Origin of the sequence: Mesorhizobium intechi, from assembly GCF_002879535.1 — a bacterium.
In the GTDB taxonomy this organism is placed as follows: Bacteria; Pseudomonadota; Alphaproteobacteria; order Rhizobiales; family Rhizobiaceae; genus Mesorhizobium; species Mesorhizobium intechi.
On the sequence record NZ_PNOT02000274.1, the window covers coordinates 1 to 11624 of the forward strand.

The 11624-nt window shown below is 63.6% G+C and carries 15 protein-coding genes and 1 pseudogene; 7 read left to right on the plus strand and 9 right to left on the minus strand.

Annotation, left to right across the window (positions count from 1 at the left end):
• Positions 1-296: 296 nt before the first annotated feature.
• Together metF and C1D09_RS23990 are read right to left on the minus strand one after the other, a co-directional pair.
• Positions 297-1214 carry a methylenetetrahydrofolate reductase [NAD(P)H] gene (metF, locus tag C1D09_RS23985; RefSeq protein ID WP_143976595.1) on the minus strand — a complete coding sequence of 306 codons (918 nt, stop codon included), beginning with the start codon at positions 1212-1214 and terminating at the stop codon, positions 297-299.
• Positions 1214-2236: an ArsR/SmtB family transcription factor gene (locus C1D09_RS23990; protein WP_143976596.1), complete on the minus strand. Its 1023-nt coding sequence runs from the start codon at positions 2234-2236 to the stop codon at positions 1214-1216. The genes metF and C1D09_RS23990 overlap by 1 nt, the downstream gene beginning before the upstream one ends.
• A gap of 194 nt (positions 2237-2430) precedes the next feature.
• Here C1D09_RS23990 and tsaA point away from each other — a divergent pair, with 194 nt between their 5' ends.
• Together tsaA and C1D09_RS24000 are read left to right on the plus strand one after the other, a co-directional pair.
• Entirely contained in the window at positions 2431-2955 is a 525-nt protein-coding gene (gene tsaA / locus C1D09_RS23995; protein ID WP_143976597.1) for a tRNA (N6-threonylcarbamoyladenosine(37)-N6)-methyltransferase TrmO, read from the plus strand.
• Positions 2952-3266, plus strand: coding sequence for a DUF2293 domain-containing protein (locus C1D09_RS24000; RefSeq protein WP_143976598.1), 315 nt, complete (start codon positions 2952-2954; stop codon positions 3264-3266). The genes tsaA and C1D09_RS24000 overlap by 4 nt, the downstream gene beginning before the upstream one ends.
• 4 nt (positions 3267-3270) lie before the next feature.
• Here the strand turns inward: C1D09_RS24000 and C1D09_RS24005 are convergent, their stop codons facing one another.
• Positions 3271-3780 carry a hypothetical protein gene (locus C1D09_RS24005; protein ID WP_143976599.1) on the minus strand — a complete coding sequence of 170 codons (510 nt, stop codon included), beginning with the start codon at positions 3778-3780 and terminating at the stop codon, positions 3271-3273.
• Positions 3781-3936: 156 nt separating this feature from the next.
• Here C1D09_RS24005 and C1D09_RS24010 point away from each other — a divergent pair, with 156 nt between their 5' ends.
• The gene (locus C1D09_RS24010) at positions 3937-4899 is read left to right on the plus strand and encodes a D-amino acid aminotransferase (protein ID WP_143976600.1); all 963 of its coding nucleotides are present in this window, start codon (positions 3937-3939) and stop codon (positions 4897-4899) included.
• A 132-nt stretch (positions 4900-5031) separates the two neighbouring features.
• Positions 5032-5871: an SDR family oxidoreductase gene (locus C1D09_RS24015; protein WP_143976601.1), complete on the plus strand. Its 840-nt coding sequence runs from the start codon at positions 5032-5034 to the stop codon at positions 5869-5871.
• A gap of 66 nt (positions 5872-5937) precedes the next feature.
• Here the strand turns inward: C1D09_RS24015 and C1D09_RS24020 are convergent, their stop codons facing one another.
• A complete protein-coding gene (locus C1D09_RS24020; RefSeq protein ID WP_246135853.1) occupies positions 5938-6576 on the minus strand; it encodes an MOSC domain-containing protein in 639 nt (212 codons plus the stop codon).
• Positions 6573-7130, minus strand: a complete 558-nt coding sequence (locus tag C1D09_RS24025; protein ID WP_246135854.1) for a TetR/AcrR family transcriptional regulator — start codon at positions 7128-7130, stop codon at positions 6573-6575. The genes C1D09_RS24020 and C1D09_RS24025 overlap by 4 nt, the downstream gene beginning before the upstream one ends.
• Positions 7131-7325: 195 nt before the next feature.
• Between C1D09_RS24025 and C1D09_RS24030 the strand changes: the two genes are divergently transcribed.
• The 3 genes from C1D09_RS24030 to C1D09_RS24040 all read left to right on the plus strand — a co-directional run bounded on the left by C1D09_RS24030 (position 7326) and on the right by C1D09_RS24040 (position 8831).
• Positions 7326-7748 carry a hypothetical protein gene (locus tag C1D09_RS24030; RefSeq protein WP_143976603.1) on the plus strand — a complete coding sequence of 141 codons (423 nt, stop codon included), beginning with the start codon at positions 7326-7328 and terminating at the stop codon, positions 7746-7748.
• Positions 7749-7766: 18 nt separating this feature from the next.
• Positions 7767-8165, plus strand: coding sequence for a VOC family protein (locus tag C1D09_RS24035; RefSeq protein WP_143976604.1), 399 nt, complete (start codon positions 7767-7769; stop codon positions 8163-8165).
• A 99-nt stretch (positions 8166-8264) separates the two neighbouring features.
• Positions 8265-8831: a methyltransferase family protein gene (locus tag C1D09_RS24040; RefSeq protein ID WP_143976605.1), complete on the plus strand. Its 567-nt coding sequence runs from the start codon at positions 8265-8267 to the stop codon at positions 8829-8831.
• 27 nt (positions 8832-8858) lie between these two features.
• Here C1D09_RS24040 and C1D09_RS24045 read toward each other — a convergent pair whose 3' ends face one another.
• From C1D09_RS24045 to C1D09_RS24060, 4 genes and pseudogenes are all read right to left on the minus strand, one after another.
• Complete coding sequence (locus tag C1D09_RS24045; protein WP_143976606.1) at positions 8859-9275, minus strand: GFA family protein; 417 nt, start codon at positions 9273-9275, stop codon at positions 8859-8861.
• Positions 9276-9447: 172 nt separating this feature from the next.
• The gene (locus C1D09_RS24050; protein ID WP_143976607.1) at positions 9448-10569 is read right to left on the minus strand and encodes a beta-ketoacyl-ACP synthase III; all 1122 of its coding nucleotides are present in this window, start codon (positions 10567-10569) and stop codon (positions 9448-9450) included.
• 131 nt (positions 10570-10700) lie between these two features.
• Entirely contained in the window at positions 10701-11036 is a 336-nt protein-coding gene (locus tag C1D09_RS24055; RefSeq protein WP_143976608.1) for a hypothetical protein, read from the minus strand.
• Positions 11037-11146: 110 nt separating this feature from the next.
• A pseudogene (locus C1D09_RS24060) lies at positions 11147-11624 on the minus strand (trans-aconitate 2-methyltransferase); the annotation flags it as partial.

An 11624-nucleotide genomic window follows, 5' to 3' on the forward strand; every position in this document is an offset into this window, starting at 1 on the left:
CGGCAAAACCGGAGTCGCAAATTTCACAATCACGTCGCAATGCAGCACATTTTCCGCTTGCCTGTGGCACAAATGAACCTAGACTCCTAGGCATAGCTCTTTAAGAGGAGGCTATGTCATGGGACTTACGAGGCCAATCAACGCATTGATGATTTGTGCTGCGTTTGCTTTCATCGGCGCCCTCATTATGGGCGTCCTTCCCTGAACCCGCCAAGACGGGGAAGACCAGCACCAGATAGTCTAAGCAATTCGAAAGGCCGGGTTTTTACCCGGCCTTTTGCTTTTCTGGCCCAGCCTTACGCGGCAGCAGAGCCTGCCGCCTCCGCCTCGTGCGAGCGGATGCCGATCATGTGGCAGATGGCGAAGACGAGGTCGGCGCGGTTCATCGTGTAGAAGTGGAAGTCGCCCACCCCGCGCTCGACCAGGTCGAGAACCTGTTCGGCGGCGACGGCCGATGCAACAAGCGCATGGGTCTGCAGATCATTCTGCAGGCCGTCGAAGCGCTCGGCCAGCCATGCCGGCACCAGCGCGCCGCAGCGCGCCGAGAAATTGGCGACCTGGGTGAAATTATGCACCGGCAAAATGCCCGGAACGATCGGGATATAGATGCCGGCGCGGCGCGCCCGCTCGACATAGCGCTCGTAGAGATCGTTGTCGAAGAAGAACTGGGTGATCGCCCGCGTGGCGCCATTGTCGACCTTGCGCTTCAGCATGTCGATATCGGTGGCGAAGTCCGGACTTTCCGGATGCTTTTCCGGATAGGCCGAAACCGAGATGTCGAAATCGCCCGCGTCCTTCAGCGCGCCCACCAGTTCGGCACCATTGGCGTAGCCGTCCGGATGCGGACGGTAGGCGGTGCCGACGCCCGCCGCCGGATCGCCGCGCAGGGCGACGAAGCGCTTCACACCCATATCGGCGAATTCCTGGATCACCGCGTCGACCTGATGACGGGCAGCATCGACGCAGGTCATGTGCGCGGCCGGCGTCAGGCTGGTCTCGTTCAGGATGCGGCCGACGGTGCGCGCCGTGCGCTCACGCGTCGAGCCGCCGGCGCCATAGGTCACCGAGACGAATTTCGGCTTCAGCGGTTCCAGCCTTGTGACCGTGTCCCACAGCTTCGCCTCCATCTCGTCGTTCTTGGGCGGGAAGAACTCGAAGGAAACCTTGATCTTGTCGCCAATGTCGGGGCGGCGGGAAAAGCGGAACTGGTTCATCAGGCGATTTCCCCTATCGAATTCGCTTTGGTCTGCTGGCTGTCATTGGCGGGGTCGGCGATCAGCAGGCGCCGGTCGCGACCAAGCCACAGTTTGACGGTGAGCCTGGCCTCGTTGCCGCCGCGCGGCTCGAATTCCTGGGCATCCTCGAGATCGAGGCCGGCCTCGGCAAACCATTCGCCGATCTGCCGGTCGGAAAAGCCGAGGCGCATATGCGCATGCTCATCGCGCAGGAATTCCAGCGTGTGCGGCGCGAAGTCGACGATGACCAGCCGGCCCGACGGGCGCAGAAGCCGCGCCGCCTCGTGGATGGCGCGGGCCGGATCATCGAGATAGTGCAGCACCTGGTGGATGGTGACGAGATCGAAGGCATCGCGCTCGACCGGCGGCGAGAAGATGTCGCCCTGCCGCACCTGCGCGTTCGAAACGCCGGCCTTGTCGAGATTGGCCCGCGCCACGGTCAGCATCTCGCGCGACATGTCGATGCCGATGCCGCGCCGGTAGAGCGGCGAGAAGATTTCCAGGAGCCGCCCGGTCCCGGTGCCGAGATCCAGCATCGACTGGAATGGCCGCTTGCCAACCAGCTTCAGCATCGCCGCCTCGACCGCGCGGTCCGGCACATGCAGCGAACGGATATGGTCCCAGCTTGCGGCATTCACCGAGAAATACTCGGCCGCCCGGTCCTGCCGCTTGCGCTTGACCGAGGCCAGTCGTTCGAGATCGCGCTCGACCTGCGGATCGGCGCCGCGAATGCTGGAAACCAGCCTCATGACGAAGTCGCGCGCCGAATCGGCATCCGACAGGCGGAAGAAGGCCCATGATCCCTCCTGGTAGCGGCCGATCAGCCCGGCCTCGAGCAGCAGCTTCAAATGCCGCGAAACGCGCGGCTGCGACTGGCCGAGAATTTCGGTAAGATCGGAAACGGTGAGGTCACCACGCGACAACAATGCCAATATGCGCAGGCGGCTGGATTCGGCCGCCGCCTTCAGCGTATCCACCATGGTGTCGAGCGAAACATGCATCAGCGTATTCTCTTCACAGCGCATTCACTTTGAAAAAGATATAAACATATGTTTATGTCGGTTTTTAAAACCTTGCAAGCGCTATGTCGCTTCCGGACAAGAAAATGCCGCATGCGTGATTTTCCGGTGTGTGCCGCCAAAAAATGTGTAGCGGTCCTGGGACAATGACAGGCAGCAGTTCGGAGATGGGTAGAATGACTAGGCCGCGCGAGATGTTCGAGGCACGCGAAGGCGAGCAGAGGCTGGACCAGGATCCGGCAGCGATGCCGGCGGATGGCGGAGTCGTCTTTATCGGCCGCATCGCCTCGCCTTGGGTGACAAGGGAAAGCTGCCCGAAAAACATGCGCACCGCGCGCGAGACCGGACAGCCGGCGGTGCTGACCATCGACGCGCCCTATCGCCGTGGCTTGCAGGGTCTGGAGCGCGCCAGCCATGTCATCGTCCTGTCTTGGCTGCATCACGCGCCGCGGAATCTGATTGTGCAAAAACCTCGCCATGCGGCTGAAGCGAAAGGCGTATTCGGGCTGCGTACCCCTGCCCGCCCGAACCCGGTCGGCCTGCATGTGGCAAGGCTCGTCGGAGTGGACATCGCCACCGGGCGCATCGATCTCGACGCCATCGACGTCCTCGACGGCACGCCGGTCATCGACATCAAGCCTTACTTCGCCTCGACAGACGCCATGCCGGAGGCGACCGTCGAAGGACGCGAGGAGCGATGACGGCGCCAACCGGCCGCCGCCGCGCCATCGCCAAGGCGCTGACCGCACTTCTGCCGCTGGCGCCCTATGCCGACATGGAGAAGATCCGTGCGGATGCCGGCGCAGTGCATATGAAGACCTTGCCGCCAAGCATTGCCGTGTGGCTGGCAACCATTGCGCACATCCGCCACATGCACACCGACTATGAAAAGCTGCTGGACGAGGGCTACGACCGCGACTCCGCCCGCTTCTTCGCCATCGAGCAGACCAACATCGTGCTCACCCGCTGGCGCGCGACACGCCTGCTCGACGCCGACGACGACGACGAATGAGGGGCTACTGCCGCGTCAGCACGGCGATGGCATTGTAAGGCTGGCCATCGGCCTGGCCTACCCAGGTCCAGGACAGGTTTCCCTTGAAGAATCGGACGGTGATGTCGCCACCGTCGATGCACTTGTCCTGGCCGTAGGTGATGCTCTCATGGAATTCCGCGGACGTCTCGTCCCTCGACGTCTGCGACAGCGATCCGCCGCAGCCGAGTGACGGATAATCGATCGAGGCGCCGTCATCCCCGATCGTCATGGCGATCGACCAGTCGGCGCCGGCGTCACCCGCCGGGCTCTGGTGGCCACTGCCGACCCAGGTGCCCGTCAGCATCCGCGCCGGCGCATTGACCGCGCAAGGCAGGTTCTGGAAGATTGGCGTCAATTCGCTGCCGGTCTTCTCGCAGCGATAGGTCTGGCCGTTTTGGCAGAGTTCGTCGCCTTGTTTCACGCATTGCGCGCTGGCCCCGCCAGCGGCGGCGAAAATCATCGTGGTCGCGATGACCGTCCCAAGCCTGCCCATATCCCCTCCATTCCAAGCCAGATGATTATAAGGCAATTCCCATCCAGTGTATCGGCTGGACCGTGATGGAGGACGAACAGCGCCGGACGGCTGGCTCTATGCCTTCTGTCCGGGGCCGGTAGGCTGATGACCCGCCCTGCGCGCGAGGAGGCCCCGATGGACCAGACGACGGCAACGCAGGCTTCAAAGCCGCCGCCCACGGTCGGCGACCGCCACGTCGACCCGCACAGCTATCCGGACGGCATCGCCTTCCTCGACGGCCAGTACCTGCCGATGTCGCAGGCCAAGGTGTCGGTGCTGGATTGGGGCTTCCTGCATTCCGACGCCACCTACGACACGGTGCATGTCTGGAACGGCCGCTTCTTTCGCCTCGATCTGCATCTCGACCGCTTCTTCCGCGGGCTCGAAAAACTGCGCATGACCATCCCCTTCGACAGGGATGACGTGGCCGACATCCTGCACAATTGCGTAGCCCTTTCGGGCCATCGCGCCGCCTATGTCGAGATGTTGTGCACGCGCGGCGCATCGCCGAGCTTCAGCCGCGATCCGCGCCAGGCGATCAACCGCTTCATGGCCTTCGCCGTGCCGTTCGGCTCGGTCGCCAACGCCGAGCAGTTGCAGCGCGGCCTGCGCGTCGCCATCAGCGACAAGGTGCGCATCCCGCCGGCCTCGGTCGATCCGTCGATCAAGAACTACCATTGGCTCGATCTGGTGCGCGGCCTCTACGACGCCTATGACCGCGGTGCCGAGACCGCGCTCATTCTCGACTTCAACGGTAATGTCGCCGAGGGTCCGGGCTTCAACGTCTTCCGTGTCAAGGACGGCAAACTGTCGACGCCGGCCATCGGCGTGCTGCCCGGCATCACCCGCCGCACCGTCTTCGATCTCTGCGCCGAAGAAGGTCTTGTCGCCGTGGCCGCCGATGTCAGCGTTGCCGCACTCAAGGCGGCCGACGAGGTCTTCGTCACCTCGACCGCGGGCGGCATCATGCCGGTGACTGAGATCGATGGCGCGCCGATCGCCGACGGCAAGGTCGGGTCGGTCACCAGCCGGCTGATGGCGCTCTACTGGCAAAAGCATGACGATCCGGTCTGGTCGTCTCAGGTGAGTTATCCCTGATCAAGGGACGTCTCGTTCAAAAAGACTTCCCCTCCCCTCTGGAAAATCGCGCGGCAGGCGATATATGCCCAAAAGCGGAGAAGCCTCCGCTTTCATCCAAATTGTGCCCGCGGGGGGCAAGGATTCCACATCATGACAAACAAGGTTTGGTTCATCACCGGATCGTCGAAGGGTTTTGGCCGCGTCTGGGCCGAGGCCGCATTGGCGCGCGGCGACCGCGTTGCCGCGACCGCCCGTAATGCCGGCACGCTCGCCGATCTGGTCGAGAAATATGGCGACAACATCGCCGCGATAAAACTCGACGTCACCGACAAGAAAGCCGTCGATGCCGCGGTCGCCGAGGCGCACCAGCGCTTTGGCCGGCTCGACGTCGTCATCAACAATGCCGGCTACGGCCATTTTGGCGCCATAGAGGAAGTCAGCGAGCAGGAAGCCCGCGACCAGATCGAGACCAATGTGTTCGGCGCCCTGTGGGTCACGCAGGCCGTGCTGCCGATCATGCGCGCCCAGCGCTCCGGCCACATCATCCAGATCTCGTCGATCGGCGGCGTCAACGCCTTTGCCTCGCTCGGCCTCTACCATGCCTCGAAATGGGCGCTGGAAGGCTTCAGCCAGTCGCTCAGCATCGAGGTCGCGGAATTCGGCATCCATGTCACGCTGGTCGAGCCGGGCGGCTTCTCCACCGACTGGTCCAGCGCGTCAGCCAAGGTCTCCAGGCCCATGGAGGCCTATGCGCCCGCCCGCGCCAAGATGGCCGAGCGCCGCGCCAACTCGGTCGCCGGCGATCCCGAGGCGACCGGTCCGGCAATGCTGGCCATCGTCGACGCCGCGGAGCCGCCACTGCGGGTTTTCTTCGGCGACGGCGGCCTGCCGATGATCCGCCAGGAATACGCCAACCGCCTCGCCACGTGGGATAAGTGGGACCACGTGTCCGTCATGGCGCAAGGCGCCAGGAAGAACCGCAAGGGCTGAGGCCCCGGCATTTTGCTGCGCCGCTCATCAGCGGCGTGGCCCTTCGGCCACGATGCAACCGCGCGGCTATGCCTGATAAATCCACTGCTCCGGCACCCGCGCTGAAATCTCTTCGCCGGCCCTGATCGTTCCGGGTTTCTCGACCCAGGCGACCACGCCACGCAGCCGTTTGGCCATTCTGGGAAACAGCAGTGCGCCGGCTTCGATGTCGGCCATTCCAGCATTTTCGGCGATCGATCGCCCGGCAATTCGGCATGGTCCGTTCTGCGCGTCGACCTTGAGGGTGACGCCATCCTTGAAGAACAGCAGCGTGCCGGCCGGCAGCATCGACAGGTGCGGCACGCCTTCGATCACCAGATTGGCGCCAATCCACTCCGGCTTGATCTCGGGAAGGCCCATCCGCCCGGCGACAATGGCCAGTTCATCCGCGGCCACGATCGACAGCTGCCGCTCGTTGCGCATTTCGGTGCCGCGCGCATACCAGGGTTCGCGCCCGCCCGAGCGCCGCGTTGCGCCAGCGTGGAAATCGCCCGATATGCCGTCGAAGCCAAGCCGCAATTCCTCCACTGGTCTTGTCTGGAAATGATCCCCCGGCGCGACATAGAGCGCCGCAGCCCGAGCGGAAAGCTTCTTTGCCGGGATGATTTCCACCGGCTTCTCGGCTTCGGGGAAGAAATCGAGCATGGCGTTCCGTCCTTCAATCATGCTCCGCGCTTTTGCCCTTCGGGCGGCAAGGCCGCAAGAGCGGTTCGGGCCATAATGCGCAACTCCTCGGCCGATGCGCCGTCCCGCGCCTGGATCGACATGCCGTTCATGACGCCGGCGATATACTTGGCGAAGCTCTCGACGGAGAAGCCCTCCGGCAGATCGCCCACCGCTTGGCCTTTGGCCAGACGCTGCGCGATCGCCGCCTCGCTCGCCTCGCGGTAGCCCTTGAGTTCATCCGCGATGGCCTGCGCCTGCGGCGAGGCTGCCAGGGCACCGCTGACGAAAAGGCATCCGCCCGGCTTGCCGGGCCTGGAATAGGCCTCCGCCGCGCCGAGCAGCAACCGTCGGATCGCATCGTGCGTCGGCACCGGCGCGCTCAGCGCGTCCAGCGCAAAGCCGATCTCCGTCTCGTGGTAGCGCGCCAGTGCCTTGCGGAACAAAGTCTCCTTGTCGGTGAAGGCGTTGTAGATCTGCGGCGGCGTCAGCCCCATCGCCTCGCGCAGCATGGCCAGCGACGTCGCCTCATAGCCATGCTGCCAGAACAGATGCATCGCCGCATCCAGCGCCCGGTCGGGGTCGAACGCGCGGGGACGCCCGCCCCTAGCCCTTTCCAAATTTTCCATAGTGATCGATACGAAACCTGTTGACTTGTCCTGCGAGCATAACGTAACAATTGATACGAAACATGGCAAGCCGGAAGACGATCTTTCGGCAAGGCCGTGCAGCCCGAGGATAAGGAGAGACTAATGCCCATCACCGTGACCGCGCCGGAAGGCGTCCTGACAGAGGCCGGAGAGCGCGAGATCCTGCCGCGCCTGAGCGCCGCCCTCATCGAAGCTTCCGGCGCCACCGGCAATTCCTTCTTCGGCGCCATCGTCGGCGGCACGGTCCACATCCTGCCGTCCCGCCACATCTATGCGGGCGGCGCCAACAGGCCCGTCGTGATGGTTGAGCTGAAATTGCCCAACATCGGTCTTGGCTCGATCGAGGCCCGCAACGCCTTCATCACCACGGCTGCCGGCATCGTCGCTGAACTCTGCGTGCCGGGGCACAAGCCGGAAAACACCTGGATCAACATCGTCAACGCACCCGACGGCGGCTGGGGCATTGGCGACAGGCAATTTACCGGCGACGCGCTGATTGCCGCCGCCACCGCCGCCGCGCACTGATTTCATGGCGAAGACGTGATGCGGCTCTCCCCTTCGCTGTTCTTCACCACCAATTGCGAGCCGGCACTGGCTTTCTACGAACAATGCGGCCTTGGCCGGGGAACGATCCTGCTGCGCTGGGGCGACAACGGCATGCCGGTACGAACCGAAGCCATGCGCGGAAAAATCCTGCATGCGCGCTTCGAAGGGCCGGGCGTGCTGTTTCATGCCTCCGACAACGACGATGCGGAGCCGATGAAAGGCTCCGCCATGATGCTGGAGTTCGACGACCCGGTGGCCATGCGCGCGCTTTTTGCCCGCATGGCTGCCGGCGGCCGCGTCAGCGTGCCCCTGGCGCGGCAATATTGGGGAACCGACTTCGGCATGCTGGTGGACGCCTATGGTGTGCAGTGGATGTTCAGCGGCGCGGGTCAATGAAGGCGAAGGATCACGATCTTCTTACCGGAAATGGAAGTGGTGCCGCATTGCCGCCGCGTCTGATCGCTTTCATGTTGGCGAGACACTGTGGAGGTTCTCATGCGACCGGCGACGGCAATCGCGCTGCTTTGGCTCGTCTGGGTGGTCACCTGGATTGCAGCCGCCGTGTGGGCTGATCCGGCTCAAAAACGCGCCACCATCGGCGCGGAGGTCCGTTACCGTGTGTTCTGGCTAGCCGGCACAGTCCTGCTGTTCGTCCCGGCGCACGGCTATGAGGGCAGGCTGAGATTGTGGATCCCAAGCCTCGCCGGGGCCTGGGCCTGCATTGCCCTCATCGCCATCGGCCTCATCTTCTCGTGGTGGGCGCGCATTCATCTGGGCAGGCTGTGGTCGGCCTCGGTCACCGCCAAGGCAGACCACCGCATCGTCGATACCGGTCCCTACGGCCTCGTTCGCCACCCGATCTACACAGGATTGCTACTGGCGCTTCTCGCCACCATGCTGGCGAAAGGCACTGTCTGGGGCATTGCAGGTGTTGCACTGCTCACCGTCGGCATCATCATGAAGGCGACGCTTGAGGAGCGCTTCTTGCGCGGCGAACTTGGCCCCGCCTACGACGACTACGCGCGGCGGGTGCCGATGCTGGTTCCCTTTACGCCTGCCTGACACGCCAAGGTGCGTCGGAACGCCGGCTCAGCCTGATATTTTCGCCGCGCTGCCTTGCCGAAAATGGTCGACGGCACCCTCGATTTGAACCCAATCAAGCTTCGACTGCTCGAAGATCGACCGGACGGGCGGCGGATATTCCGGTTCGACCAGCGCCCCGACCGCAACACCGATCAGCGATGGCAGCCTGTCGGCTTTCCAATAGACCGTCGAGCCGCAGGCGGGACAAAAAAAGTTGCGCACCTTGCCGCCGCTTGCCGCATCGCGGGTGAATTCCCTCGGGGCGCCAGAGATGGTGACAGCCTCGGCCGGATAAAAGGCGCCGACGCCGAAGGGCGCGCCGGTGCGGCGCTGGCAGTCGAGACAGTGGCAGGCGACGACCAGTTTTGACGGTCCTGAAAGTGTCAGCGTAAGGGCACCGCAGCTGCATCGGGCATCGACCATTGGAACTCTCCTTTCTGAGAAACGGGATCGCGTTGATCCAAGCCGGGAAACCCCCGACACAGGCTGTGCGAAGGTCGGGTCAGGTTGAACGCGGGAGTGGAAGGCGGCGCGAAGCCGCCGGACCGGACGAAACGCCGGATGGCCTTTGAGGCCGGCGTCACCGTGACATTGCTTAAAGCATCCGGATGAGCGCGCCGCCTATCGAATACCCCGCGCCAAAGGCGCAGATCAAGCCGAAATCGCCGGGTTTCATGTCGGCATGGTTCTCCGACAGCGCCACGATGGCGCCGGCGCCCGCCGTGTTGCCCAGCCGCTCCAGCACCATCGGCGCGCGATCGTGATCGACATCGTGGCCGAACGATAGTTTCAGGATCATCGCATTCATGCGCGCATTGGCCTGATGCAGCCAGAAACGCCGGATCGCCTGCGGCGTCAGCCCGTGCTCGGCCAGGAACTCGACGATGAATTTCTGGCCGGCGACGGTGACTTCCTTGAACACCTTGTTGCCGACCTGTTTGATCAGATTGCCTTCCAGATTGATCATGTAGGGATCATCCTGGGCGGTGCGGGTGTGGTAGCCCAAATTGGTCCGGATGTTGTTCGACATCTGCGTCCACAGCCGCGTGTCCAGCACCTCGAAGCGCCCCGGCCGTTTGTCGCCTTGGGCGAGCCCCTCCACGACCATCGACACCGAGGCGTCGCCGAAGATGAAATGCGTCTGCCGGTCGCGGAAATTGAGATGTCCGGTGATGATTTCCGGCGTGGTCACCAGGATGCGCTTGTGTGCGCCCGAGCGCACCAGATTGACCGCCATGTGAAGCGCGGCCGCCGCGGACGAACAGCCAAGCCCCATGTCGAAGCCGGCGCCGGTGGTGCCCAGCGCTTCCTGCATTTCGATGGCGATCGCCGGATAGGGCCGCTGGTGGTGCGAGGCCGAGCAGATGATCAGGTCGATCTGGGACGGTTCAAGCCCGGCATGGTCGAGCGCCTTGCTGGCCGAGGCGATGCCGAACTCGGCCTCCAGCGACAGCGCATCGTCGGGTCGCGCCGGAATGCGCGGCGTCATGCGGGTCGGGTCGAGAATGCCTTCGCGCTCGATGACATGGCGGGATTTCACGCCTGAGGCGTGGACGATGAAGTCGCTGTCGGATTTCTGCAGCAGCGCTTCGCCGGCGCCCTGACGGCGCGCATTCTCCGTGTCGACCCAGCTGTTGAAGCTCGCGACCAGTTCTTCATTCGTGATGACAGCTTCGGGAATTTCAGCGCCAATGCCGCTGATGATGACGCGATGCATGTTTCAGTCCGTCCCATCCGCAGGCGTTGCGGCTTCATGTGGGCGCCGAAACGCTTCGGCGCAACACTTTTCTCATCCCGCCGGTTTACGCCGGCTTAAACCAGATGTTCAGCCCTGGCTGAACCAGGATTTCACCAGGCGCACAGCTTGGTGTTGGTCTGCGGGTTGTTCCAGCAGGCACCGTCGTCGCGGCTGCGCACGAACTGCCCCGGCAGCGGCACGTTGCGGCGACCAAGATTGACATAGCCATAGGCAAAGCCTGGCCCGTCGATTTCCAGCATGTAGGTCGGGTAGCCCGGCGCCGATATCCGGAAGCTGCCCGCATCATCCGTCGCGCGGTAGCTGCACGGGAAATACCCATCATCCGACGTGAAGCAGCGCGCCCGCTTGGCTTGCGCCGAAACCGAGAACGCCAGCAGGACCACCGCGCACACGCCGCCGCCATAGAGCAATCTTTTGAAACTCATCATTTCCCCCTGCCACGCGACCATCGTGGCCCCACGCGATGAATTGGGCATGACGGCGAAACCGGGTCAAGCCACGGCAATCGACTGCAGGCGAAGTGGATAATTCTTTCCTAGCCGGCCCTTTTGGCGACAATGAAGATACGTGGGAAGCGCAGCAACACTTTGCCGCTCGCCGTCTTCGGATAGGCCCTGGCGATCTTGGCCGTATAGCTGTCGAGGAAGATCCTGGACTCATCCGCATCGAGCGGATCGAGGAAAGGCTTCAATCCCGTGGCCTTCACCCATTCGACGATCGCTTCGGCGTCCGCCAGCGGATGGTGGTAGATGGTGTGCCAGATGTCGAGCCGGTCGGAGAGCGGCGATAACAGGTCATAGTAGAATGAAACCGGCGGCAGCGGCGCGCGCGCCGCGCCTTTCATCTTTGCCGCAAACGGCATTTCAGCGGCGGTTTCTCGCATCAGCCGGTGCGAATCCTCGGCCATATTGTCCGGCATCTGGACGGCCAGCGCGCCTCCGGGCGCCAGAAAGCCCATCAGCCGCTGGAACACAGCCGGATGCGTGGGCAGCCACTGGAACACGGCGTTGGCG

Bases quoted from the DNA above. Each gene is read 5' to 3' on its own strand.
- metF (WP_143976595.1), bottom strand. From the start codon at position 1,214: ATGAACCAGTTCCGCTTTTCCCGCCGCCCCGACATTGGCGACAAGATC.
- C1D09_RS23990 (WP_143976596.1), bottom strand. From the start codon at position 2,236: ATGCATGTTTCGCTCGACACCATGGTGGATACGCTGAAGGCGGCGGCC.
- tsaA (WP_143976597.1), top strand. From the start codon at position 2,431: ATGACTAGGCCGCGCGAGATGTTCGAGGCACGCGAAGGCGAGCAGAGG.
- C1D09_RS24000 (WP_143976598.1), top strand. From the start codon at position 2,952: ATGACGGCGCCAACCGGCCGCCGCCGCGCCATCGCCAAGGCGCTGACC.
- C1D09_RS24005 (WP_143976599.1), bottom strand. From the start codon at position 3,780: ATGGGCAGGCTTGGGACGGTCATCGCGACCACGATGATTTTCGCCGCC.
- C1D09_RS24010 (WP_143976600.1), top strand. From the start codon at position 3,937: ATGGACCAGACGACGGCAACGCAGGCTTCAAAGCCGCCGCCCACGGTC.
- C1D09_RS24015 (WP_143976601.1), top strand. From the start codon at position 5,032: ATGACAAACAAGGTTTGGTTCATCACCGGATCGTCGAAGGGTTTTGGC.
- C1D09_RS24020 (WP_246135853.1), bottom strand. From the start codon at position 6,576: ATGATTGAAGGACGGAACGCCATGCTCGATTTCTTCCCCGAAGCCGAG.
- C1D09_RS24025 (WP_246135854.1), bottom strand. From the start codon at position 7,130: ATGCATCTGTTCTGGCAGCATGGCTATGAGGCGACGTCGCTGGCCATG.
- C1D09_RS24030 (WP_143976603.1), top strand. From the start codon at position 7,326: ATGCCCATCACCGTGACCGCGCCGGAAGGCGTCCTGACAGAGGCCGGA.
- C1D09_RS24035 (WP_143976604.1), top strand. From the start codon at position 7,767: ATGCGGCTCTCCCCTTCGCTGTTCTTCACCACCAATTGCGAGCCGGCA.
- C1D09_RS24040 (WP_143976605.1), top strand. From the start codon at position 8,265: ATGCGACCGGCGACGGCAATCGCGCTGCTTTGGCTCGTCTGGGTGGTC.
- C1D09_RS24045 (WP_143976606.1), bottom strand. From the start codon at position 9,275: ATGGTCGATGCCCGATGCAGCTGCGGTGCCCTTACGCTGACACTTTCA.
- C1D09_RS24050 (WP_143976607.1), bottom strand. From the start codon at position 10,569: ATGCATCGCGTCATCATCAGCGGCATTGGCGCTGAAATTCCCGAAGCT.
- C1D09_RS24055 (WP_143976608.1), bottom strand. From the start codon at position 11,036: ATGAGTTTCAAAAGATTGCTCTATGGCGGCGGCGTGTGCGCGGTGGTC.